The organism is Sodalis sp. RH21, assembly GCF_047324175.1.
GTDB lineage: Bacteria > Pseudomonadota > Gammaproteobacteria > Enterobacterales > Enterobacteriaceae > Acerihabitans.
This window is the reverse complement of record NZ_CP178732.1, coordinates 2153163-2175021: the sequence shown is the minus strand read 5'-3', so window position 1 is coordinate 2175021 and position 21859 is coordinate 2153163. Positions and strand designations below refer to the sequence as shown.

Annotated in this window: 21 protein-coding genes and 1 pseudogene; 10 read left to right on the top strand and 12 right to left on the bottom strand. The window is 51.4% G+C overall.

Annotated features, from left to right (window positions below):
- The first annotated feature begins 306 nt into the window (after positions 1-306).
- Positions 307-1665: a radical SAM protein gene (locus ACL2XP_RS09870; RefSeq protein WP_413730012.1), complete on the top strand. Its 1359-nt coding sequence runs from the start codon at positions 307-309 to the stop codon at positions 1663-1665.
- Positions 1666-1765: 100 nt separating this feature from the next.
- Here the strand turns inward: ACL2XP_RS09870 and ACL2XP_RS09865 are convergent, their stop codons facing one another.
- Entirely contained in the window at positions 1766-1984 is a 219-nt protein-coding gene (locus ACL2XP_RS09865) for a hypothetical protein (protein ID WP_413738529.1), read from the bottom strand.
- A 351-nt stretch (positions 1985-2335) separates the two neighbouring features.
- Between ACL2XP_RS09865 and ACL2XP_RS09860 the strand changes: the two genes are divergently transcribed.
- Positions 2336-2767 (top strand): universal stress protein, encoded by a 432-nt coding sequence (locus tag ACL2XP_RS09860; protein ID WP_413730010.1) that lies wholly within the window; start codon positions 2336-2338, stop codon positions 2765-2767.
- 49 nt (positions 2768-2816) lie between these two features.
- Positions 2817-2972, top strand: a complete 156-nt coding sequence (locus tag ACL2XP_RS09855; protein ID WP_413730009.1) for a hypothetical protein — start codon at positions 2817-2819, stop codon at positions 2970-2972.
- A 276-nt stretch (positions 2973-3248) separates the two neighbouring features.
- Here the strand turns inward: ACL2XP_RS09855 and ACL2XP_RS09850 are convergent, their stop codons facing one another.
- The 3 genes from ACL2XP_RS09850 to ACL2XP_RS09840 all read right to left on the bottom strand — a co-directional run bounded on the left by ACL2XP_RS09850 (position 3249) and on the right by ACL2XP_RS09840 (position 6637).
- Positions 3249-4451 (bottom strand): IS256 family transposase, encoded by a 1203-nt coding sequence (locus ACL2XP_RS09850; protein ID WP_413734178.1) that lies wholly within the window; start codon positions 4449-4451, stop codon positions 3249-3251.
- A gap of 819 nt (positions 4452-5270) precedes the next feature.
- The gene (locus ACL2XP_RS09845) at positions 5271-5417 is read right to left on the bottom strand and encodes a hypothetical protein (protein ID WP_413730008.1); all 147 of its coding nucleotides are present in this window, start codon (positions 5415-5417) and stop codon (positions 5271-5273) included.
- 512 nt (positions 5418-5929) lie between these two features.
- A complete protein-coding gene (locus tag ACL2XP_RS09840; protein ID WP_413730006.1) occupies positions 5930-6637 on the bottom strand; it encodes a TetR/AcrR family transcriptional regulator in 708 nt (235 codons plus the stop codon).
- Between the two features lie 232 nt (positions 6638-6869).
- Between ACL2XP_RS09840 and ACL2XP_RS09835 the strand changes: the two genes are divergently transcribed.
- Complete coding sequence (locus ACL2XP_RS09835) at positions 6870-7067, top strand: hypothetical protein (RefSeq protein WP_413738528.1); 198 nt, start codon at positions 6870-6872, stop codon at positions 7065-7067.
- A gap of 34 nt (positions 7068-7101) precedes the next feature.
- Positions 7102-7977: an MDR efflux pump AcrAB transcriptional activator RobA gene (gene robA / locus ACL2XP_RS09830; protein ID WP_413730004.1), complete on the top strand. Its 876-nt coding sequence runs from the start codon at positions 7102-7104 to the stop codon at positions 7975-7977.
- 571 nt (positions 7978-8548) lie between these two features.
- Here the strand turns inward: robA and ACL2XP_RS09825 are convergent.
- Positions 8549-9280, bottom strand: coding sequence for a hypothetical protein (locus ACL2XP_RS09825; RefSeq protein WP_413730003.1), 732 nt, complete (start codon positions 9278-9280; stop codon positions 8549-8551).
- 619 nt (positions 9281-9899) lie between these two features.
- Between ACL2XP_RS09825 and ACL2XP_RS09820 the strand changes: the two genes are divergently transcribed.
- The 5 genes and pseudogenes from ACL2XP_RS09820 to metC all read left to right on the top strand — a co-directional run bounded on the left by ACL2XP_RS09820 (position 9900) and on the right by metC (position 14829).
- Positions 9900-10871 (top strand): tripartite tricarboxylate transporter substrate binding protein, encoded by a 972-nt coding sequence (locus ACL2XP_RS09820; RefSeq protein ID WP_413730002.1) that lies wholly within the window; start codon positions 9900-9902, stop codon positions 10869-10871.
- A gap of 38 nt (positions 10872-10909) precedes the next feature.
- On the top strand, positions 10910-11431 hold the full coding sequence (locus ACL2XP_RS09815) for a tripartite tricarboxylate transporter TctB family protein (protein WP_413730001.1): 522 nt from the start codon (positions 10910-10912) through the stop codon (positions 11429-11431).
- A 9-nt stretch (positions 11432-11440) separates the two neighbouring features.
- Positions 11441-12940 carry a tripartite tricarboxylate transporter permease gene (locus tag ACL2XP_RS09810; protein ID WP_413730000.1) on the top strand — a complete coding sequence of 500 codons (1500 nt, stop codon included), beginning with the start codon at positions 11441-11443 and terminating at the stop codon, positions 12938-12940.
- A gap of 57 nt (positions 12941-12997) precedes the next feature.
- Entirely contained in the window at positions 12998-13615 is a 618-nt protein-coding gene (locus ACL2XP_RS09805) for a cysteine dioxygenase (protein ID WP_413729999.1), read from the top strand.
- Positions 13612-14829, top strand: a pseudogene (gene metC, locus ACL2XP_RS09800) (cystathionine beta-lyase). Before ACL2XP_RS09805 ends, metC begins: the two are co-directional and overlap by 4 nt.
- 29 nt (positions 14830-14858) lie before the next feature.
- Here metC and ACL2XP_RS09795 read toward each other — a convergent pair.
- The 7 genes from ACL2XP_RS09795 to ACL2XP_RS09765 all read right to left on the bottom strand — a co-directional run bounded on the left by ACL2XP_RS09795 (position 14859) and on the right by ACL2XP_RS09765 (position 21625).
- Entirely contained in the window at positions 14859-16490 is a 1632-nt protein-coding gene (locus ACL2XP_RS09795) for a rhodanese-like domain-containing protein (RefSeq protein ID WP_413729998.1), read from the bottom strand.
- Between the two features lie 54 nt (positions 16491-16544).
- Positions 16545-17726 carry a mandelate racemase/muconate lactonizing enzyme family protein gene (locus ACL2XP_RS09790; protein ID WP_413729997.1) on the bottom strand — a complete coding sequence of 394 codons (1182 nt, stop codon included), beginning with the start codon at positions 17724-17726 and terminating at the stop codon, positions 16545-16547.
- Between the two features lie 122 nt (positions 17727-17848).
- Complete coding sequence (locus tag ACL2XP_RS09785) at positions 17849-18568, bottom strand: amino acid ABC transporter permease (RefSeq protein WP_413729996.1); 720 nt, start codon at positions 18566-18568, stop codon at positions 17849-17851.
- 49 nt (positions 18569-18617) lie between these two features.
- A complete protein-coding gene (locus tag ACL2XP_RS09780; protein ID WP_413729995.1) occupies positions 18618-19307 on the bottom strand; it encodes an amino acid ABC transporter permease in 690 nt (229 codons plus the stop codon).
- 86 nt (positions 19308-19393) lie between these two features.
- Positions 19394-20230: a transporter substrate-binding domain-containing protein gene (locus ACL2XP_RS09775; protein ID WP_413729994.1), complete on the bottom strand. Its 837-nt coding sequence runs from the start codon at positions 20228-20230 to the stop codon at positions 19394-19396.
- 50 nt (positions 20231-20280) lie between these two features.
- Entirely contained in the window at positions 20281-21033 is a 753-nt protein-coding gene (locus ACL2XP_RS09770) for an amino acid ABC transporter ATP-binding protein (protein WP_413738526.1), read from the bottom strand.
- 43 nt (positions 21034-21076) lie between these two features.
- Positions 21077-21625 (bottom strand): peroxiredoxin-like family protein, encoded by a 549-nt coding sequence (locus ACL2XP_RS09765; RefSeq protein WP_413729992.1) that lies wholly within the window; start codon positions 21623-21625, stop codon positions 21077-21079.
- Positions 21626-21859: the final 234 nt, after the last annotated feature.

Below are 21859 nucleotides of genomic sequence, written 5' to 3'. Positions count from 1 at the left end.
GGTTTGCCTGATCATAAAGAGTTCTCAATTTCCATCGATAGATGAACATTCTTTTTAATCATAACAAGGATACTTGAATGGGGAAAAGATTAATGATACTCCGTTATACCACAAAGAGATAACGCCTTATTAACAACCTTAATAGATTTTATTTCCACGAGAGATTGAGACGCTTATTGTCTTTATTAGGTGAATATCAATCTCTCTATGAAGCGTCATTTATATGCAATCGATGTGTTTATCAATTGCATGTGTCATTATTTTATTTGAGGGGTGAGTAAATATATGGAAAGGTTAGGCGATAAGATGAATAATTTCATCATCACATCCATGTCACCGGTTGTCTCAACCTTGATTAATAAGGTTGATGAAAATAGCTTTGAAAGAATTTTCTCCGTCGGCGCCAAATTTGCCGGCTCCAATAAAGACGATTTACTGGCCCTCGCCAAACTTTGTCATGATCGGGATCCGATGCTAAGCAGTTGGATCAGGGCGCTACGAGGATTGAACAAACATGCCCGCGCTAAGTTAATCAAAAACCTGTTGTTCAACCATATGCTCTACGGCGCGAACATTCGCGACCAACAAGGAAAGCACTATTCCACACACATCCCATTTTTAGTGTTGATTTCTCCTACCTATGCCTGCAATCTGCGCTGTAAGGGCTGCTACTCCGCCCTGTACGGTGACCGCTATCATTTCGAAGAAAGCGAAATGATAGATATTCTTCAACAATTCTATGATTTGGGGGTCCGCTTCTTTACCCTCACCGGCGGGGAACCCTTCGTTTATCCCTCTATCATGCGGATCTTTGAAAAATTCAACGACTGCTATTTCATGGTGTACACCAATGGCACGCTGTTGACGGAGTCGCGGGTCAAAAAACTGGCCAAACTAGGCAACGTCGCAACCACTATTTCCATTGAAGGCTGGGAGGAGATGACCGACTGGCGGCGCGGCGAGGGGGTGTTCAAAAAAATCGTCGAATCCTACCATCGTCTGCATGACGAGGGTCTGATGTGCGGCGCTTCTATAATGGCTACGCGTAAAAACCACGATCAACTGATGAATGACGACTACTGGCGCTTCATCAGCGAACTGGGTGTGGAATACGTGTGGGTATTCCAGTATATGCCCATCGGACGCGACGCCACCTTCGATCTGGTGCCGACACCGCAGCAGCGTTACGAGCGATTCCATAAGATTGAACAGCTGCGACTGTCCGGTCAGTTCGCTTTCATTGCCGACTTCTGGAACCACGGTTTCCTGGTGAATGGCTGTATGTCGGGCGGCGCCAATTATTTGCATATCAACGCCAAAGGTGGCGTCGAACCCTGCGTGTTCCAGCAGTACGCAGTGGATAATATTCGGGAGAAGAGTGTGATAGACGTGCTGCATTCGCCGTTCTTCGAAGGGTTCAAGCAGCAAATCCCGTTTAACACCAACCTGATGCAGCCGTGCCCAATTATTGATAACCCGGGAAAATTCCGGGAACACATTCTGAAGCACGGAGCCAAACCACAGCATGAGGGTAGCGACAGCTATTTCAAATTTAGTCATGAACTGGATGAACTGGCGCAGGAGTGGAAGAAATATGCTATTAAAATCTGGGATCAGGAGGGTTATAGTGAACACTATAAAGCTGAAATCGGGCAATATCGATAACGGCAATATCACCACCGCAAGATAATTTCTCGTGCTTTAAACCTAAAAATTCGGGCTGTCCGCCGCGTATTCCGCGCGAAAGCCGGCTCGTTTCCGTTGCTCACGCCTTGTCGTCGTGCGACGGTGCCAACAGCATTTGGTTATTCTCACCCAAGTCGGCATAGGTTTCGGGCAGCGTCCAGACGCAGCAGCAGCATTGCAGGTGCGTCAGCATCACCGGGTAGCCGCTCAGATTCAGGCGCCGAGGCTTGTCAAGTGCATTTGAAACTTGAGAATTCGTGCCCACCGAAGCGCAGCTTTGTTCGAGATGTTTCGCCAACTGGATCGCAAATGATGAGCGATGAAGTGGAGTAAAAATTGAGCTCAATAAGTTGATGCAAATATAGGAGATATATCTATACACCTTACGCAGCGTTAAAATTAATTATGGACATAAAGTAATTATTCGAATTAATTGATGGATTCGAATGATCACGGTCACTGAAGCACTATCTGTCGATGCTGATCGACTATTAAGCTAAGTCATGGTGTTTTGGCAGGGGCAACTCCATTGTATTGAAGCTCCGTTTAACATGAAGCTCACTGCTGCATCAGGAGTCCGTCTTTGCAATTTTTTATCCGAAGGGAGTAAAGTGATAACTTCCTCATTTATTCATATCAGGAGAACATAATGTATCAGTCAATTTTATTACCTGTTGATATCAGTGAACATGAGCTAACAGTGAACGCGTTAAAAGAGGCGGCCTACCTGATGGAAAAATCGCAGGCCAGTCTGCGTCTTCTGTATGTGATATCCACGATGCCGGACTACTTTTTAAGCCACTTCAGTGCATTGACACTGCAGTACGAGGATACAGTGACGGAAGATATTAAACAGCAGTTGGATATCTATGCGAAATCATTGACTCTGCCCGCGGACAGGCTCACATCTAACGTACGCCAAGGCGCTATTTATGATGAAATATTAAAAGAGGCTGATGAAATTAATGCTGAGCTCATTATTATCGGATCCCGGCGCCCCAGTATGTCAACTTATTTGCTGGGATCTAACGCCGCCGCTATAGTCCGTCACGCTAAAACCTCCGTACTGGTAGTGCGTTAACACCATAGACATTCCCCGAGCTCAGACCGAAGGCTCCTCCCCAGTCAAGGTGAGCACCATTGAGGAAATAGCCGCCCGCAATTATCGGACGGTTTATGATGCGCTGGCATCACAGACGCCAAGCATCGAGATGACCCTGGGAGAGGATTATGGCAATACCTGGCAGCCCGCAGCGAATGCCCTGGACCTGAGCGGACTGGGATAAAATCATACGTGGGTATTAATCAGCTGGCCGTCGAGGACAAATTTCTCGCCAGGATCGGGTTGTCCAAATTCGCCCACAGCTATCCCGCCGCCTTGTTGGGATGAATATGGATGAACCTTTTGGTGCCCTGGATGCACAAACGAGAGTCCTGATGCAGGAAATCTGCTGAATATATGTCAGGAGAGTACAGGCCACCGGGGAGCATTCATAATTCTGTGTCACGTTAAAAAATCACTACAGGGAGCATTCATAATTCTGTGTCACGTTAAAAAATCACTACAACGTAATCACTTTATCGAGGCGACCCTCAAAATAAATCGCCAACTGGGACAATGTCAAATTCCAGCTCTGTATCGGCATTGTCCATTTTTCCTGTGCGTTCATTAACCCCAAATAAAGCAACTTCAACAGACTGTTTTCATTAGGGAATGCGCCTTTGGTTTTCGTCAGCTTTCTGAACTGACGGTGCACCGATTCAATTGCGTTTGTCGTGTATATCACCTTGCGGATCGTCGCCGGATACCGGAAGTAATGCGACAGATTATCCCATTTCCTTCGCCACGACTGGAGCACCACCGGGTACTGCTGACCCCATTTCGCCTCCAGCTCATCCAGCGCCGTTTCTGCCGCCTCCTTTGATACCGCCCGATACACCGGCTTCAGGTCAGCCATAAACGCCTTATGATGTTTTGATGCGACGTATTTTATCGAGTTACGGATCTGATGGATAACGCAGAGCTGGACTTCGGTATCCGGGTAAATGCTGTTTATCGCTTCCGGGAACCCCGTCAGGCCATCCACACAGGCAATCAGAATATCGTCCACGCCACGGTTTTGCAGATCGGTCAGCACCGATAGCCAGAAATTAGCGCCTTCATTTTCAGACAGATACAGGCCCAGGATCTCTTTTTTGCCTTCCAGATTCAGCGCGAGAACCGTGTAAACCGCTTTGCTTTGATAACGTCCGTCTTCGCGGATTTTATAGTGGATCGCATCCAGCCAGACGAAGGGGTATACCGCCTCCAGTGGGCGCTGTTGCCATTGTTTTAACTCAGGAATAACTTTATCGGTGACAGCACTAATCGTGGCGCTGGATACGCTAAAAGCGTATAAATCTTCGATTTCCTGGCTGATATCTTTGTAGCTCATGCCGAGTGCGAACATGCGGATGATCTTGCGTTCGATCTCATCGGACAGCGTGGTCTGATGCTTCTTCACCAGTTGAGGTTCAAAAGAGCCGTTACGGTCGCGGGGAGTGGCGAGTTCAAAAGCACCGGTTGGCGATTTAACTGTCTTTTTGGTCGAACCGTTTTTACGGTTAGCGGCAATATCCTGAGCGAGATGAGAATCCAGCTCAGCAGCCAGCGCTGCTTCCGTTAACTGTTTGATTAATGGAGTTAATATTCCATCTTTTCCCGTTAGGGCTTGGCCATCCTGAAGTGCTTTCAGGGCTTTATCAAAATCGAAGGGCTGGGACATGTATCATTCCTTTTTGTCGGTATTTTACTGGAATGACACAGAATTTCTAACACTCCCGGCCACCGTGCCGTTCGTCACCCACGATATCTACGAAGCGATTTTTTTTCGGCAATCGGATTACCGTAATGAGCGCGTCCCCCGGCACCATCCTTGAAGAGCTGTCGGTCAACCTGCCCCCGCCCCCACGCGTTCGACAGCATGACGTATCTCGTTTTTATGGCGCTGCGCCAACGCTGCCTGGCATTATTAACATATGAAAACCGTAAAGCCTTTAATGAAAAACATCATTGAATCCGCTAATGACGTTGGCTGATTATGCGGATTCCGGCAATAATAAATAGTCGATTCGTGGCAAAAGAAATTCACACGCGCTACCTGACGAAAGAAAAATAACCATAACAATCAATTGACGAATCAATTTCTTCATATTAAAACGGATATATTATAGGTTTTGATGCCCTGTTTTTCCCATGAAAATCCAGATGTCATGAGAAAAACCAGGCGAAACGTGCGCTGTGCGTTTGACTATTATCTGATCTTTACCAGCACTTGCATCGATGCCAAAATCGTTGTATAAATTTTATGCAAGTTGTTGTGAACTACACCTCCAGACAGCTCGGGGCTAAAAGACTAGACAGACCGCTCTCACGGTTTTGTCCCTCTCAAGGCTAAAGCCTGCGTTACATCCAGCAGTATGGACGCACTTCGAAAAGTTTGAATGGTGATGTTTTAGTTGTAGTGCGATACCACCCCTTCCGTTATGCGGGCATTTTTCCTATGTTCGCCCTTTGAGACCGGCAGTTGTGCCGGCCTCCTCTTTTATTGCTTACCATAAATTTTTTTATCCCTGCGTTTTATCGTTTGCCCCTGCGACCCCTGTGGCTGCAAATCTTTTCCTTCAATTTCGCCCATTTTACCTTCCATTCCACGCCATACTTCTGCCCTTGCCCGTGTCACTTCGGCCACACCCTCCACACCCTCTAACCTGTAAGTATATTGCTTCAGTAAGTTAAAAAGTTCTGACTACAAGAATTTTGCCGATGCTGATCAAGGCGATATAAGCCGGCAAATAATGAGACTGCCGTAGGTATGCAATCTTATCGAGTCCGACTCAGAAGTGTACGCGACATCTTAGCAGACCCGGATTTGTTTCAAATTCCCAACCGTTTCGGATTGACGGTATGTTGTGTGCCAGCGCCCTGCACCAAAAACGGTCACGGTAGGCAACGTACGCGCAATCAGAGGTATGGAGTACTATCCCTCGTTCACGTAACGACGGCAAAAAAGCGCTTTATCATCAAGAAGATATATACGAGTATTTACAAAAATATATGCTATTGACGGCGGCGATGTGATGGTATCTTTTATTACTGATATTTATGATAACGAGAGTTCTGGTAATGGCATTGCTCAATTTGTCATCAGGTTACGTTAACGGCAGTGTAATGGTAACTCGACGATACATAGCAGAGACACTTTCAATCAGTGTGCCTTGCCCTGTCATTGACGCTGTGGACATCATTGTCATTCAACCCAGGCAGTATAAGACGCAAAGCAGAGTTAATCCGGTCTAAGAGCAGTTCGTTGCTTACTACCACTGTTTTACCTAATAAGGCACGGAAATGCAGATCTCCCATTGCAGCACTGAAAATTGTCATGGACAAATATTCAGGGTCGCCGATTATCAATCCAGGTTCAGATGCCTTCAAGCGAACCAGTCCTGTGGCTAAATAAGCTTGGCTTGTTCGCATAATTCGCTCATGAAAATCTTCGGCCAGACTCGGCGACCGCCCGGCTTCTGAAATCAACAAGCGTGCCAGAAGAATTTGTCTTGGCAGCAATATGTACTGCATCATCGCCAACAAATCGGTTCGAAACGCCTCCCTGGGACAGGCTGCCGCCTCGCACATTTTATCGTGGTTAAGGGGGAAGGCTATTGTATCGCTGAATAGCGCCACCAGCATATGTTCCTTATCGGGGAAGAACCCATAAACCGTCCGTTTCGACATACCGGCAGCGCGGGATATCCCCTCCATCGTGGCGGCACCATAACCCTCAGTCATGAAAATTCGTTCAGCCGCCGCCAGAATACGTCTACAACGTTCCTCAGCAGTACAAACCTGAGGGCGTCCAAGTTTGGCTTTGACTTGGCCCCCAGGTATTTTGGCTAATCCGGTGCTTGACATTAAGAAACGATTCCGTTTTTATTTATTTAAAAAACGATATCGTTTTTTAAGGATTAGTGCAATATATCTGTCTGTAAGCATCCATTAACGAAAAGGTGAGATCTTGGCCCGTTAATCTATAGCCTTTTGAATTTTAAAAAAACTACCCTCGGAACCCAGTCATTCCGGAGAATTTTACGAGATCGGGCAAGCGATCCATACCACACCTGCCCGTCAACTTTCGGTATTTTTTATGAAAAGGTCGTATATGCCCATGCCAGCGGAAAACATTTCAAATCAATTGCTGCAAGAAGAAATTGCCCTAATTATCGGTTTGTCAGTCATGGAACTGATGCGTAAAAAAGAAACACTCTCTGCGCAGGAAGACGTGAATAATACCCATCATGTCGCCCACTATTCTGTGCGATTTATCATGGATAACCTAGCGTAACCAGACACCCATGCTGTACCACAAGGGAAAAGCCATGGCTGAAGCCGATACCATCTACAGTCTGCTGTACTGGCTAGATAACCACCTTGACCTGCCGCTTAAGCTCGACAATGTCGCAGCAAAATCGGGTTATTCAAAATGGCACCTGCAGCGCATGTTTCGTTATGTGACTGGCCAAACGCTGGGCGCCTATATCCGGGCGCGCCGGTTATCCCGATCAGCCGTGGCGCTACGTGTTAGCAGTCGTTCCATTTTAGATATTGCTTTACAATACCATTTTGATTCCCAGCAAACATTTACCCGTGCGTTCAAAAAACAATTCGGGATCACGCCGGCCGTTTATCGTCAGTCCGCCGATTGGCCGTCAAAAGGCCTTTGTCCCCCCATTCGCATGGAGGCGGCCACATGGCCACAACCGGATTTTATCAAGCTCCCAGATATGTCATTGATGGGGGCGCCCCAGATTTATCACACATCACTTGAACACCTCAGTCGCTTTCTGCATTCTGACCTGCGTTTGTATTTCTGGCAGCAGTTCCTGGACAAAGTCAATACTGTGCCACCATTCCTCTATGGATTGCATCGCTTAGTGGCGGGAGCGGCCAATGATATAGAACAGGATATCACGTTGCATTACACCACAGCCGTACCAGCAAAAGAGTATATAACATGTATGCCGATGGCTGGACCGGTGATGATAGAAGGTGGAGATTATGCGCAGTTTACCTATGAAGGGGCCATTGAAGGATTTCAGGATTTTATTATCCTGATCTACGATACCGCCGTGCCGCTATTGGGATTAACCCGCCGCCAAGGACAGGACATTGAGCGTTTCTCTCTAGGCCAACAGGTAAAGGCATTTCCGGAAAGCATTGTGCGATGTGATTATCTTATCCCCATTCTTCGGTGAAATTAATGTTATTTTAACATGAGTATTTCTTTACCGTTGCATGTCATAATCTCAGATTATCCTGGCGCCGTTTCAAAGCAAGACAATGCAAAACTGCCGATTTCTTCTAGAAAAATTTGCCAATTCAGACATAGCGGAAACATGGATAAGCGAGCGATCTTTTACGATAATGAACAACAGGCTGACTTTTAACTTTCATTTCACAGTGCTAATCAAAAAAGCCAGAGAAAGCTCCGGCCGTTCAGCAGTAGTACGTTGGCATCAAACTCACAAGTATCACTCCCTGCCTCGTAGTGCCAGGGTCATTTGGCACACGCGAGGCGGTAAAATATCATCAATAAAAGCGGTGCCTCAGGTATTAAGAAAATAGACGTTAGCCACCATTCGAGGAGAGTTGTTGCATTCTTCCCGATAAACAGTCGCTTGAGTGTCTTTTTCTGGCAATATTGGCATTTCATCCTTCTAGTTAGTTCAGACAAAAAAGTATGACCACTATTAAATCTTTGCCATTATTGGCTGCAACCAGGACCTTTTGGGTTTCTGTAGACATCCATTCTGATTAATAGTTTGATTAATCCCTGCCGTAATGAATGGGGTCATCCTTGTGCAACTCATCATAAAGCGGCGGATAATAAATATAGTCCGAGATTGGTTGGGAAAACCAAGCTAAACACACCACACAAAATGCGCATATTAATGCGATCATTGACAAGCTTTTTCCCCATATACCTGTGAACGATAGGAGTTCCCACATTAAAGAAACCCCTTGCCCATTGGGGGAAGACAGATAAAAATCAACTATGGACAGAAACATCACTGACGCAACCAATCCGCCAATTGTTCGTCGTTCTTCGTTCACCTGCTGCCGATTTCTCTGATGTTCCTCGTAACGACGCATGAGAAACTCATCGTGCTGACGTAAGGCGAGTTTTCTGACGCGTTCTGCTGGTACCTCTCCATAGAAAGGTTCGCGAAACTCGTAGCCGAAAGTCTTGGGAAATGAGGAAATCAACTTCCAGGCGATCCCTTGGAACACAGCAAATATAGTGGGAAAGCCAATAGATGCCAGCAAGCAAAATGACATCGCGGCTGCGACACGAAATCCAAAATCCCGCCACAGATTCAAGGACTCATCTGTCCAAAATAATAAACCATGGTGTTCACGCAAGAGTAAGGCGATGTCAACAAACAGCACGACACAAGAAAATTTCAACGCCCATTGCCATTCCCAAGCCTTTTCAATGACACCAAAACGTGGAATAGAAGGTTTTTCATCTTTTTTTGTTTCTTGATCATATGACATAAGTTACGCACCTCCTCAGTAAATAAACGGATTTTCATCGAAGCTTCGCCGCCCTTACACTTACGCCAAGCTTGGCCATAAACAACCAAGTCAAAAGACCGGAATAGAACAGGCGATGCGCATATCTATTCATGTTCAGCATGAATGTCCTGTCAATGTATGGATGCTTTCATTGACTAAGGTGCTTAGGTTATTACCTGTTTTATCACCATTCATAGACTTTGATTTTAATTGGCCCTTCCATTAAGGCGACAGGTTCATGTTTAGTTCCTCGATTCGCTCAAAAATTTTGCCCTAAACGTTTCGAAAAAACAACACAGTGAAATTGGACAATTATCGGTACCTAGTTTTGACCTGCTCCCACTGGTTAAGCCATCGTCAGATTAGTAATGTTTTGTTTTCCGATGCTGCTAGACAGCGTGGCTTCAGGCAGGGCAATCAGAAGTGACGAGGGACAAATCCACATATGCCAGAATGAAGGAAAATAGATTTCAGCGGATTGAAATGCCGCTGATTTAGGCTAATAGTTGCTAACCATAGCCAGTTTAATCAGTTAATTAACGCCCGCCTCGCCGGTAAGATAACTTTATGTATCCTTTTATTACCGGAGAAACGCTCCATGATACCATACAAAACCCTGGTTATGGGCCTGCTTATCTCGACGCTGGGGGTGGCCAACGCCGACGAGAGCGCCACATTTCCCCAGAAACCGGTCAAAATCATTGTACCGGTGGCGGCTGGCGGCAGCGCCGATAAACTCACGCGCGTGCTGGCGGAAAAACTCAGTGAGAAATGGGGCCAGTCGGTTATTGTGGAAAACGTCACCGGCGCCAGCGGCACTATCGGCAGCGCCAAGGTGGCAAAGGCGCCCGCCGACGGCTATACCCTGCTGCAAACCGGCGAAGCATTAACGCTGAACGCGCTATTATTCAAAAAATTACCCTACGATTCCGCCACCGCCTTTGCGCCGGTGATCAAAGCCGTGGTCAATCCACAAATCCTGGTGGTTAATCCCGATCTCGGCATCGATACGTTTGCGCAATATGTTGCCGTTACCCGGGACAAACCCGGCACCATCAGCCTTGGGCTGCCCACCAACGGCGGCATTGCTCAAATCGCCCATGAAATGCTCAATCAGCGGACCGGCGGCAAGGTGACCTATATTCCTTATCCCGGCGGCGGACCGGCGGCGGTGGATGTTATCGCCGGCCATACCAACGCCACGCTGATTACCCTGGCTGCGGTGACCGAATATGTTAAAAGCGGACGGTTAAAAGCGCTCGCGGTGACCACGGCGTACCGGTCGCCGGCGTTGCCCGAGGTGCCGACCATGGCCGAATCAGGCCAGCCGGGTTTTAGCGTCGAAAGCTGGCAGGGTTATCTGGCGCCGGCCGGCACGCCCACCGCGATTATCGATCGGTTGAACCACGATTTCGCCGAGGTGCTGCGTTCTCCCGGGGTTAAGCAGGAATTGGAAAACCTGGGTTACGGCGTGAAGGCCAGTACGCCGCAAGAGCTGGCCGAAACGCTGTCTGGCGATGCGACGCGTTATGGCAAAATCGTCCGCGACGCGGGCATCAGTATTCAATGATCGCGATTCCACGAATATAAGACTTAAGGTGGCAGGATGTGAGTATCTCTTCTCAGACCAGCGCCGCGGCGCGCCGTGGCGGCGTACCGGCCATACGCCATCAGCAGAATTTCTGGTCCGGCTGTTTTTTTTTCGCGGTCGGCGGCGGTTTTAGCGCGCTGGCGGCGCAATACCCGATTGGCGCCGCTTCCCGGATGGGCGCGGGGTTTTTCCCGCTCCGCCTGGGCATCTTATTGGCGGCATTCGGTCTGCTGGCGATTTTTTCATCATTGTCATGGTCGTCGCCCCGCCGCGATCGCGCGTCCGCCGCGCCGTCGTGGCGGGCAGGAAAATTGGCCTGGATATTGGGCGGGACCACGGTGTTCGCGCTGTTGCTTGAACCTGCAGGGCTGGTGATTTCGCTATCGCTGCTGGTGATGATTGCCAGTAAAGCCAGCAACCAGTTCACCCTTAGCGGCACGCTAGCCAATGCGGCCGTACTGGTGACGTTGAATGTGGCGCTGTTTATCTGGGGACTGGACCAATTAATCCCGGTCTGGCCTGCGTTTATTACCCACTAGGGTTTGGTTATGGCGTTATTAGCGCATCTGATGCTGGGTTTCAGTACCGCGTTGTCTTGGGAAAACCTGCTCTATTGCTTTGTCGGCTGTACGCTCGGCACCCTGATCGGCGTGCTTCCCGGACTGGGGCCAGTGGCGGCTATCGCCATGCTGCTGCCCGCCACCTATGCCCTGCCGCCGGAAGCCGCGTTGATTATGCTGGCCGGCATTTATTATGGCGCGCAATACGGCGGATCCACCACCGCCATCCTGCTGAATATTCCCGGCGAATCCGCCTCGGTGGTCACCACCATCGACGGCCATCAAATGGCGCGGCAAGGCCGGGCCGGCGTAGCGCTGGCCACCTCGGCCATCGGGTCGTTCTTTGCTGGCAGCGTCGCCACGCTGGTGCTGGCGGCCTTTGCCATACCCTTGACGGAAGTCGCTTTTCGCTTCGGCCCGGCCGAGTACTTCTCGCTGATGTTTCTCGGACTTATCGGCGCGGTGGTGCTGTCGTCCGGCTCGCTGCTGAAAGCGCTGGCCATGATTGTCCTGGGGCTGCTGCTGGGATTGGTGGGCACCGATATCAATTCCGGCGCCCAACGCTTTACCCTGGATATTCCGGAACTATCCGACGGGCTGAGTTTTGTCGCGCTGGCGATGGGCATCTTCGGTTTTGCGGAAATCATCCGCAATCTGGAGGATAACGACGGCAAAGCGGTCAACGTCAGCAAAATTTCCACTCTATGGCCGGATAAAACCGATTTTAAACGTATGCGACCGGCTATTTATCGCGGCACGCTGCTCGGCTCGATACTGGGATTATTACCCGGCGGCGGCGCGACGCTGGCATCCTTCTCGGCTTATGCGTTGGAGAAAAAAATCAGTAAATACAGCGCCGAATTCGGCCATGGCGCCATCGAGGGCGTAGCGGGACCGGAAGCCGCCAATAACGCGGCGGCGCAAACCTCGTTTATCCCCCTGCTGACGCTGGGTATTCCCTCCAACGCCGTGATGGCGCTGATGGTGGGCGCGATGATGATCCATGATATCCAGCCGGGGCCTCAGGTGATGACCAATAATCCCGCGTTATTCTGGGGGCTGCTGGCCTCGATGTGGATCGGCAACCTAATGCTGGTGATCCTGAACCTGCCGCTGGTAGGCCTTTGGGCCAGCCTGCTGCGTATCCCCTACCGCTACCTCTACCCGGCGATCCTGGTGTTTTGCTGTATCGGCGTGTATTCGGTGCAAAACGCGGTGTTTGACGTACTGCAGGCGGTCGGTTTCGGCCTGCTGGGATACGTATTGTTAAAACTGGACTGTGAACCCGCTCCGCTGTTGATGGGATTCGTCCTGGGTCCGCTGCTGGAAGAGTATTTCAGGCGCGCCCTGCTATTGTCCCATGGCGATTTGAGCACATTTGTCACCCGCCCGCTGTCGGCGTCCCTGCTGGCTGCCGCCGCCGGGCTGATCCTGCTGGTCGCGCTGCCGGCCATACGCCGCACCCGGCGGGAGGCGTTTCGGGAATAAACGCGGTTTTCCCGCTTTCAAGCGCCAAACCTTTCACTCACTCACGGGGGTAGAACCATGACTACGCTGGACATATCGGGCTCGCGCCGCCAGGAAGCGGTAAATGAAACATTGCGGGACATCCGCGGCATTCTCGGCGGGCAGGCGTTATCCCGATCGCTGCTGGAATACGTGACCCGGCGCCTGGAACGACTGGCACAAAATGAAGGCCTGTTCAGCGCGCGCGATTTTCCCGCGCCGGCGGCCGGGGGCGAATCCTCCGCGCGCTACCGTCTCAACGCGGATGACGGGGACAACGACATCGCGCTCTACTTGAACGTGCTATTGCCGGATAAAAACTCGGTGCCGCATAACCATACCACCTGGGCCGCCATCGCCGCCGTCGAAGGACAGGAACTGAACCGTATCTACGAACGCCGGGATGATCGTAGCCGGCCGGACCGCGCCGAGCTGCACTTGCTGCGCGAAATAGTGGTCGAGCCGGGTACGCCCATCGCCTTCCTGCCGGACGATATCCATAGCATTCATGTCACCGGTAATCATACGACTCGGCATTTGCATTTGTACGGACGCCCGCTGGAAACGCTGGTGCGACGGGTGGCGTTCGATCCGGCCACCGGCGCGATCGCCAATTATAACGCTACCCAGATGGCGCCCGACGGGGGCAAGGCATGACCGGAAAACCGCTGCAGCCACAGCCGCCCCTGCGGGCGGAAACGTTATTGATCCATAGCGGCGCGCCCGTGCCGGATCCCGCCGGCGCCGGGCCGGTCAATGTTCCGGTGGTGCGCGCCAGTACGGTGCGTTTCGGATCGGTCGCCACCATGGCCGACTATCATCGCCGGCGCGAGGCGGGGGAACGCGTCGCCAGCTATGGCCGTCACGGACTGGACACCCACCAGACGCTGGAGGAAGCGGTCACCGCGCTTGAGGGCGGCTATCGCGCGTTCCTGACGCCTTCCGGCCTGTCGGCGATATCCCTGCTCTTTATCGCGCTGGCGTCACCGGGCGACCATATCCTGGTGGCGGACGGCGTCTATTCGCCGGTACATCGTATCAACCGGGCGCTGCTGTCGCGGTATGGTATTAAATTGCAATATTTTTCACCGTCCGGGGACGATCTCGCGGCATTAATCCGGCCGAATACCCGGCTGGTTTACCTGGAATCCCCCGGGTCGCTATTATATGAAGTGCTGGATTTACCAGCAATTGTCGCGCTGGCCCGCCGGCGCGGGATTCTGATGGCGACGGATAATACCTGGAGCGGAGGCTATTTTTTTAAACCCCTGGCGCTGGGCGCCAATATTTCGCTACAGGCGGCCACCAAGTATCTGGCGGGACATTCGGACGTGATGCAGGGCGTCGTGGTGGTCGACAGTCCCGAACTGGCGGCGCGAATAGGCGCCGCCTACGACGCGCTGTGATTGACGGTGGGCGCGGACGATGCGTATCTCACGCTGCGCGGTATCCGTACCTTGGCGGTACGCATGCCGCGCCACCAGATCAATGCCACCGAGGTGGCGCAGCATTTGGAACTTCATCCCGGGGTGGCGCGGGTTTTTTATCCCGCCCTGCCGTCGGATCCGGGCCATGCGTTATGGCGACGCGATTTTACCGGTGCCAGCGGGCTGGTTTCATTGGCCGTGCGCCAAACGGCGCCGGACTTTGCCGCGGCGTTCGTGGACGCGCTGACGCTGTTTGCCATCGGCGCCTCCTGGGGCGGCTACGAAAGCCTGGCGACCATCGCCGACTCGTCGGCGCTGCGCAAGCATAGCAGTTGGCAAGGCAACACGGCGCTGATACGCCTGCATATCGGGTTGGAAAACCCGCAGGATTTGACGCGGGATATCGATCGCGCACTGGCTATCGCCGCGGGTGCGGGGGAATAATGGTCCCGGCGCCCGGCGACGATGCGCCATTAGGGCGCCGTGGCGCTGATAACCTGGAATTGCAGCTCGGCGCCCGGACGGCCAAGCTGCTCCACCAAGCCTATTTCCCAGGCGAGATAATCACGAAACAACCTTTCCCGGCGCTCGGGATCGCTGACGTTATAACCGCCATAACGCGCGTCGTCTTCGCCGGTAAGCACGTCTTGCCCGCCTTGCTCCGTGGGTAAGCCGGCCGCGACCCAGGCGTTGGCGCCTCCCAGCAGCGCCGCGGCCGGCAGATTGCGCCGCCGCAGCTCGCCGGCAATCTGCCGGGCCAAAACGCCGTCGCGGGAGGTCAGAATCACCCGCCGCGGCGCGAAGCGCGGCAGCCACTCCAGTAACCGCTGCGGCGCGATAAATTTAGCTCCCGCGCTATGTTGCCTGGCAAAGCTCAGGCTGTTATCGACATCAATCAACACCGCCGATCCGTCGGCCAACAGACTGTCGGCCCGCTGCGGGGTAAGCAGGGCTACCTCCGGCGCGCGGGGATCGCGCCGCACGCGCACCGGCTCGCTGCCCGCTTCCACTATGCTATCCGCGGCGGGCGCATAAAGATAAATGTCATAACCGCCAAGCTGCAGCAGCCAAGCCGCCGTGCCCTGGGCGCGCACGCCGTCCCAATCGGCAATCACGATCCGGGCGCCCCGGGTGGCCAGGAAACCATCGGTGGCCTGAACCAGCTGTCCGCCCGGCGCCCAGCGGAAACCCGGTAGATGCCCCGCCTCATATTCCTCGCGGGTGCGGATATCGAACCGGTATAACGTTCGTTCCGCATCGGCGACGAAATCAGCCAGGCCTGCCGCGTCAATGGTCGCGACGCCCGCCCGCCTCGCCAGGCGCGCGGCCCCCGCGCGCGCCGCGTTGATATGTTGCGCGGTCGGCTCGGGAAGCTCCGTTCGCCGTGCGTGTTCCAGCTGATGGCCGGCGAGCAGCCAGTCCATAGTGCCGTTTTTAAGCGCCACCACCGGATTGGGAATACCGGCGTTAATCAACGTCTGGGCGCCGATAATGCTGCGCGTGCGGCCGGCGCAGTTCACCACCACCAGCGTTTGCGGGTCCGGCGCCAGTTCACGGATACGATAGGCCAGCTCGCCGTTCGGCAGGCTGTGCGCCCCAGGCAGGCTGAAATGATAAAATTCCTCAGGCGTGCGCCCGTCGACCACCACCAGCTTCTCCCCCGCGGCTTGGCGCCGGCGCAGCTCGCCGACATCAATATGCGGGGTTCCCGCTACCGCTTCAACGACCTCGCCCAGCGCCTTGCCGGGCACATTTTCATCGATAAAGACTTCAAATCCCGCCGCACGCCACGCGGACGTGCCGCCATCCAGCACCGCCATATCGCTATAACCCAGATAATGGAGTTTGTCGGCCGCCGCGTCGAGCAGCGAGCCGTCCTCGTCGGTCAATACCACCCGGGTGGTGGAGCGGGGCACCAGGCGATCGATAAGCAGTTCCAGCCGCCAAAGCGGCGCGCACGCCGCCAGCAGCAGATGCCCGTGGGTAAACAAGCCGTATTCGCGCACGTCGAGCAGCGCGATCTCTCCGGCGCGGGACAGTTCATCGCGCAGTTGCGGCGGCGTCAGACGATCGGGACGTATCGGGCGGGTTTGAGACGCAAGCATAGCGGTTTCCTCCTGGTTCGGGAAATAAGATGATCTGTCAGGCCGGCATGGCCCTTACTTAATGGTGATGCGGTCCGCTTTTTGATATGCGGTTTTGGTTAATTCCTGGCCGATACCGGGTAGTTCAGGTACGGCAAAATGTCCGTTAACCGGTTGATAATTATGCTCGCATAACTCAATATAACCGGGGATTAAGGTTTTTTGATGATGTTCATGAATAATAAAATTGGGGATTGCCGCTTCTAAATGCAGCGCGGCGGCGGCGATAACCCCCGAACCCGCGATATGGACCTGCACCGTGCTTTCGTAGATATGCGCCAGTTCGCTGATTTTTTTTACCTCGCTCAGCCCGCCGCTGGTGCCTAAATCAGGCTGGACAACGTCCAATGACCGGTCGGTAAGAAAAGGCAGGAACCCCCAGCGGGAATAAATACGCTCGCCGGAGGCGATGGGGATATTGATTTTTTCTTTGGCCAGTTTATGCAGTTTAGGATTCAGCGGCGTATTAATTTCCTCATAATAAAAAATAGAAAATTCCTCGATGGCCTTAGCCAGCTGGATGCTGCTGGTGATATCGGTACGGGCGTGGTTTTCAATAATGATATCCACGTCGGGACCGACTTCTTCCCTGATAGCCTTTACTCTGTCCCGCGCCAGGCGCAGGGTGGCGTTCGGCAATGGCCCTTCCAGCCTGCCGGCGTTTTTCCCCTGCTGATCAAACATGATTACGTCCACCTTTACCGCATCAAAACCCGCATTTAGCGCGGTTCTGGCGTTGGCGGCATACTCTTCCGGATGTACGGCTGGCACGCGCTGGGATGACCATCCCAATTGTATTTGCGAGGCGTAACTGCGGATTTTATCGCGGGTTTTACCGCCCAACAATTGATATACCGGCACCCCGAGAGCTTTGCCTTTGATATCCCATAAGGCGATATCTATGCCGCTGATGCCGCCAAAAATGACCGCGCCCCCGCCCTGCCCCCAGAAGGTTTCTTTAAATAACGTTTCCCAAATGGCTTCGATATTAAATGGATCTTTGCCAATAATGTGCCTGGCTAAATCCTGAATAATGCCGAACGCCGCCCTGCCCGCCGAACCGTATGCCAGGCCCACTTCCCCCAAACCGTAAATGCCCGCATCGGTATCGATGCGCACCAGCACGGGACGCTGCCCCTTGTGGCCATCGGTGGCAATTTCGTGGATATGCAATACTTCAACTTGCGTAATTTTCATAACAGGGACCTCTAATGTCATAATAGTATTTATCCGCTGGATAACAGGCGGGATTTCAGGGTTTACAATGCCGTATAAAATACCTGTCGCTAAAAAGCATTCGCGGTTACGCTTGATGGAATTCAATGCGCTTTGGCATAATTCAACCTTGTCTTGGCAATAAAATGATTTTCCAATAGCTTGAAAATTTTCTGGATAAAAAGAGTTATGGCCCAAAAAAACATCCCGGCGGCGAGAAAAGCTTCAAAATAGCGGCCGTTGTCATCGGCCAGCAGGCTCGCCTGCCCGTTCATTTCAATAATAGTTGCCCCAAACGCCAGGGTGGTGCTGTGGACCAGGCCGATAAACAAGACGCAGAAATTGGGCAGGCAGAGCACGGCGGACTGGGGGACCACTACCCGGCGTAAAATTTGCCATATCGTCATGCCGACGGAATGGCCGGCTTCGATTTCCCCCCGCCTGATGCCGGCAACACCGCCACGCAGCGACTCCGACAGCGAAGCGGTGACATTAAAGGTCAGCGCAACCACCACCGACACCGCCGGTGAAAAATGGCGGACGCTGAATTCCATGCCCAGCGCATCGGCCAAGGTTTTCAGCAATATCGGCAGGCCAAAAAAGCACAATACGATTTGCAGATAAAGGGGAATTCCCCGCGCCAGGGAAATATAAAAATCAATTACCTTAATCAGAAAACGAAGCCGATAAAACCGGATCACCGTAATCACCACGGCCAGGAGTAATCCCAGCGCAAAAGCGTTGGTTGCCAACATGATATTGACCGGCAGCTTGTAAATAACTTCTTTCATCACCAATAACATAAAATCCAGGTCAAAACGCATTGCTTAACTCCAGGTAATCCACACATCTGATTGACGACGTCTTATACCGCTATTGATAACTCAGCCGCAGCGACCACTTTTCCATCACTTTAAAAAATGAACTCAGGATGAGATAAAAGAGATAATAGATAACCGTTACCGCCAGATAGCTTTCAAAATTATGTCCGGTAGATTGTCCGATAACCTGCGCCTGGCTCATCAGGTCCACGACGCCCACGGAAAAAGCAATCGAGGTACTTTTGATGGCGCGCAAATACGTGTTCGCCAAATTGGGCAAAAGCACCCGCATGGCTTGCGGCATAATAATTTGCCTTAATGCCGTCAAGGTGGTAAGCCCGATGGCAAAGGCTGCCTCAAACTGGCCTTTGCCTACGCTGTTAACCGCGCCGCGGATATACTCGGACACCATAACCGCGTAATGCAAACCAAAGGCCAGAACCACAAAATAAATCCCGTTGGTTCTGGTGAAATCGATACCTAGCGGCAGGAATATTTCCGGCAAGCCAAAATAAAACAGAAACAGCAAGGTGAGCAGCGGCATGCCAAGGACAAATGACACTATTAGCGTTACCAGCCTGGACAATACTGGAAACGGGAAGATTTGCAGTAAGGCGAATAAGACGCCCAGCACCAGACTGGCGGCAATGCAAATAAACAATAAGAAAAGAGTTTCGGGTATAAAGGGGATCAGCCGTGGAAAAGCGGCAAAAACATAATGTATTTCAAATAGCTGTCCCATATAACGGCTCTCTTATCGGTTTATTTGATGCCGATATTGTTTTTGGCTGAAGGATTTATAGGCCGATCATCGAATTATCCCATAGATTATTGCGTCAGGTTTTTTTCCGCCTGCAGGTCGATCCTGGCCGGATAATCTTCGCTTAAAAACTGCCGCGACAGCCGGCTCAGCGTACCGTCCGCCCGTAGTTGAGCAATGACCGCACTGACATCATCCCTTAATTGCTTATCATCCGGCCTGAACCAAAAATATGCGTTTGGATCATTATCCGGCGTGCCTGCCACACCCCCCACCGGCTCGCCAACGTACTTTAATTTATAATTTTTATGGACCGCATTAAACTGCGGCACATTAAATACCGGTGAAATAACGGCATCGACCTGTCCGTCGGCAAGCAACGTCAGCATTTCCGGACTATAGACAATCTCGATATTGGCATTATGGGATTTAATATACTGTTCCATTATGCCCGCCTGGCCTGAGTTTTTATTCTGGGCGATGCGTTTACCTTCTAAATCCGCCAAAGAATGAATCTGGGTATTGGCTTGCGGCACCGTAATTACATAAGGCGTCCAGTTGTGGGCAACGCGGGTGCGGATAGCATTTTTTTCGCGTACTTCATTGCGTCGCAGATTGCCTTGCACCATATCCACCTTATTGGTCAGCAGGCTGGGAAACAGCGAGCGTTGCTCGAGATAACGGATTTCAAATTTATATTGCGGCAGCTCCTTGAAGACACGTTTTAACACTTCCGCTTCCAGGCCGGTGTAATTGCCGTTTTCATCCACATACGCCACCCCCTGGAAGCCATTGCGGGCGCCGACGATAATGTCCCGGGGGGCAGGGGCGGCATTAGCCAACAGAGCGGAAAACGCTATAGCGCATAGCGCTACAGGCGCTATTTTCTTTATGAAATTATTCATTTATTTTACCCTGGCTGTCATCAATATAATGGCTGGCGGCAAAGCCGGCGTCAGATCTCATAGGTAAGCAATGGGGCAGTACGTTTGAGAAATTTTTTGGTGCGCTCCTCTTTCGGCGCATTAAAAATTTCCGCCGGTGGCCCTTGTTCTATAATGTGGCCGTGATCCATTACCAGGATGCGGGTGGCGATCTCCCTGGCGAATTGCATTTCATGGGTCACTACAATCATGGTGACGCCCTGTTTCGCCAGCCTGGCCATAACGAATAATACTTCGCCGACTAACTCTGGATCCAACGCGCTGGTCGGTTCATCAAATAAAATGACATCCGGATTTAACGCCATTGCCCTGGCGATACCGACCCGCTGCTGCTGGCCGCCCGACAGCTTTGACGGATAGCTGTCGTATTTGGCTGACAGGCCCACGCTATCCAGCAGGCTTTTCCCCTGCGCGATGCATTCTTCCCGTCCGCGTCTTTGTACAACAAGCGGACCTTCAATCACATTTTGTAAGGCGGTTTTATTATTAAATAAGTTATAAGATTGAAAGACCATGGCGATTTTACGACGGAACCGCAGGATGTCTTTTTTACCTGAAGACCCGATATCGACCTCCGCATCGCCGATGCGCATCTTTCCAGTGTCAGCGCGCTCAAGAAAATTCAGGCAGCGTAACAGCGTCGTTTTGCCCGACCCGCTGGGGCCAAGAATCACCACCACCTCTCCTTTTTTAATCGCGAAACTGATATTATCTATAACCTTTTGTTTACCAAAATGCTTGGTGATATTATTTACCTGCATCATAATGCTTATCGTACCCCATAAAATAAACCTTCAGCAGGTGCATCTATGCTAATGCATCCCCAATCTTTTTTATCAGGACATTATGCTCGGGGATATCGGAGCTTTCTTTGCCGTAATAAGCATACTCGACAATATGCTCCGGTCCGATAATAAAGGTTGCCGGCAACTGCAGCTCATTGCCTTCATATTTTCCATGGGTAAAACCCAGCGTTTTGGCCGTTTGTACCCTGGCTTGATGTTCCAATGTCCTGCCGTTGTCGGGATCCCGCGATCCAATCCCGTAAGCTTTATATAAGGTCTGTTCCGGGTCCAATACCAGCACGAAGGGGATATCTTCCTGCTTGAGCTCGCTGGTAATGGTTGCGGCGCTGCTTTGCAATACCACATACACTTCCACGCCGGCCTGCTTGAACTTCGGGTAATCCAGAATAAGATTATGTATTTCCAATTGGCAGGTTGTGCAGCCAAAATAACGCAGGAATAACAACAGCGACCGTTGGTTTTTGGTCTCGGTGAAAAAATCTTTTTTACCGTCCCAAGGAGATGCAAACACAAAATTATGTGCCTTCTCGCCGATGCCTATCTGTGTCACATCTTATCCTTATCATTCCGTAGTTAATCATTTTATAGGGTAACTAGTAGGACTTCACCTTTTCATGGACTTTAATACGTGTCAAAGAACAATTTTAAATAATGAAATGCTATTTTCTCAATAGATAATAACGAGAAACCTTAATGTTATTAGATAGCATATTATCACCCGATTGAAATATTTTCTTTTTTTTCGCATCATACAGTTATGCCCCACCGGACTTTATGAGTTGAC

Coding starts and splice junctions, on each gene's coding strand:
- ACL2XP_RS09870 (WP_413730012.1), top strand. CDS start 307: ATGAATAATTTCATCATCACATCCATGTCACCGGTTGTCTCAACCTTG.
- ACL2XP_RS09860 (WP_413730010.1), top strand. CDS start 2,336: ATGTATCAGTCAATTTTATTACCTGTTGATATCAGTGAACATGAGCTA.
- ACL2XP_RS09850 (WP_413734178.1), bottom strand. CDS start 4,451: ATGTCCCAGCCCTTCGATTTTGATAAAGCCCTGAAAGCACTTCAGGAT.
- ACL2XP_RS09840 (WP_413730006.1), bottom strand. CDS start 6,637: ATGTCAAGCACCGGATTAGCCAAAATACCTGGGGGCCAAGTCAAAGCC.
- ACL2XP_RS09835 (WP_413738528.1), top strand. CDS start 6,870: ATGAAAAGGTCGTATATGCCCATGCCAGCGGAAAACATTTCAAATCAA.
- robA (WP_413730004.1), top strand. CDS start 7,102: ATGGCTGAAGCCGATACCATCTACAGTCTGCTGTACTGGCTAGATAAC.
- ACL2XP_RS09825 (WP_413730003.1), bottom strand. CDS start 9,280: ATGTCATATGATCAAGAAACAAAAAAAGATGAAAAACCTTCTATTCCA.
- ACL2XP_RS09820 (WP_413730002.1), top strand. CDS start 9,900: ATGATACCATACAAAACCCTGGTTATGGGCCTGCTTATCTCGACGCTG.
- ACL2XP_RS09810 (WP_413730000.1), top strand. CDS start 11,441: ATGGCGTTATTAGCGCATCTGATGCTGGGTTTCAGTACCGCGTTGTCT.
- ACL2XP_RS09805 (WP_413729999.1), top strand. CDS start 12,998: ATGACTACGCTGGACATATCGGGCTCGCGCCGCCAGGAAGCGGTAAAT.
- ACL2XP_RS09795 (WP_413729998.1), bottom strand. CDS start 16,490: ATGCTTGCGTCTCAAACCCGCCCGATACGTCCCGATCGTCTGACGCCG.
- ACL2XP_RS09790 (WP_413729997.1), bottom strand. CDS start 17,726: ATGAAAATTACGCAAGTTGAAGTATTGCATATCCACGAAATTGCCACC.
- ACL2XP_RS09785 (WP_413729996.1), bottom strand. CDS start 18,568: ATGCGTTTTGACCTGGATTTTATGTTATTGGTGATGAAAGAAGTTATT.
- ACL2XP_RS09780 (WP_413729995.1), bottom strand. CDS start 19,307: ATGGGACAGCTATTTGAAATACATTATGTTTTTGCCGCTTTTCCACGG.
- ACL2XP_RS09775 (WP_413729994.1), bottom strand. CDS start 20,230: ATGAATAATTTCATAAAGAAAATAGCGCCTGTAGCGCTATGCGCTATA.
- ACL2XP_RS09770 (WP_413738526.1), bottom strand. CDS start 21,033: ATGATGCAGGTAAATAATATCACCAAGCATTTTGGTAAACAAAAGGTT.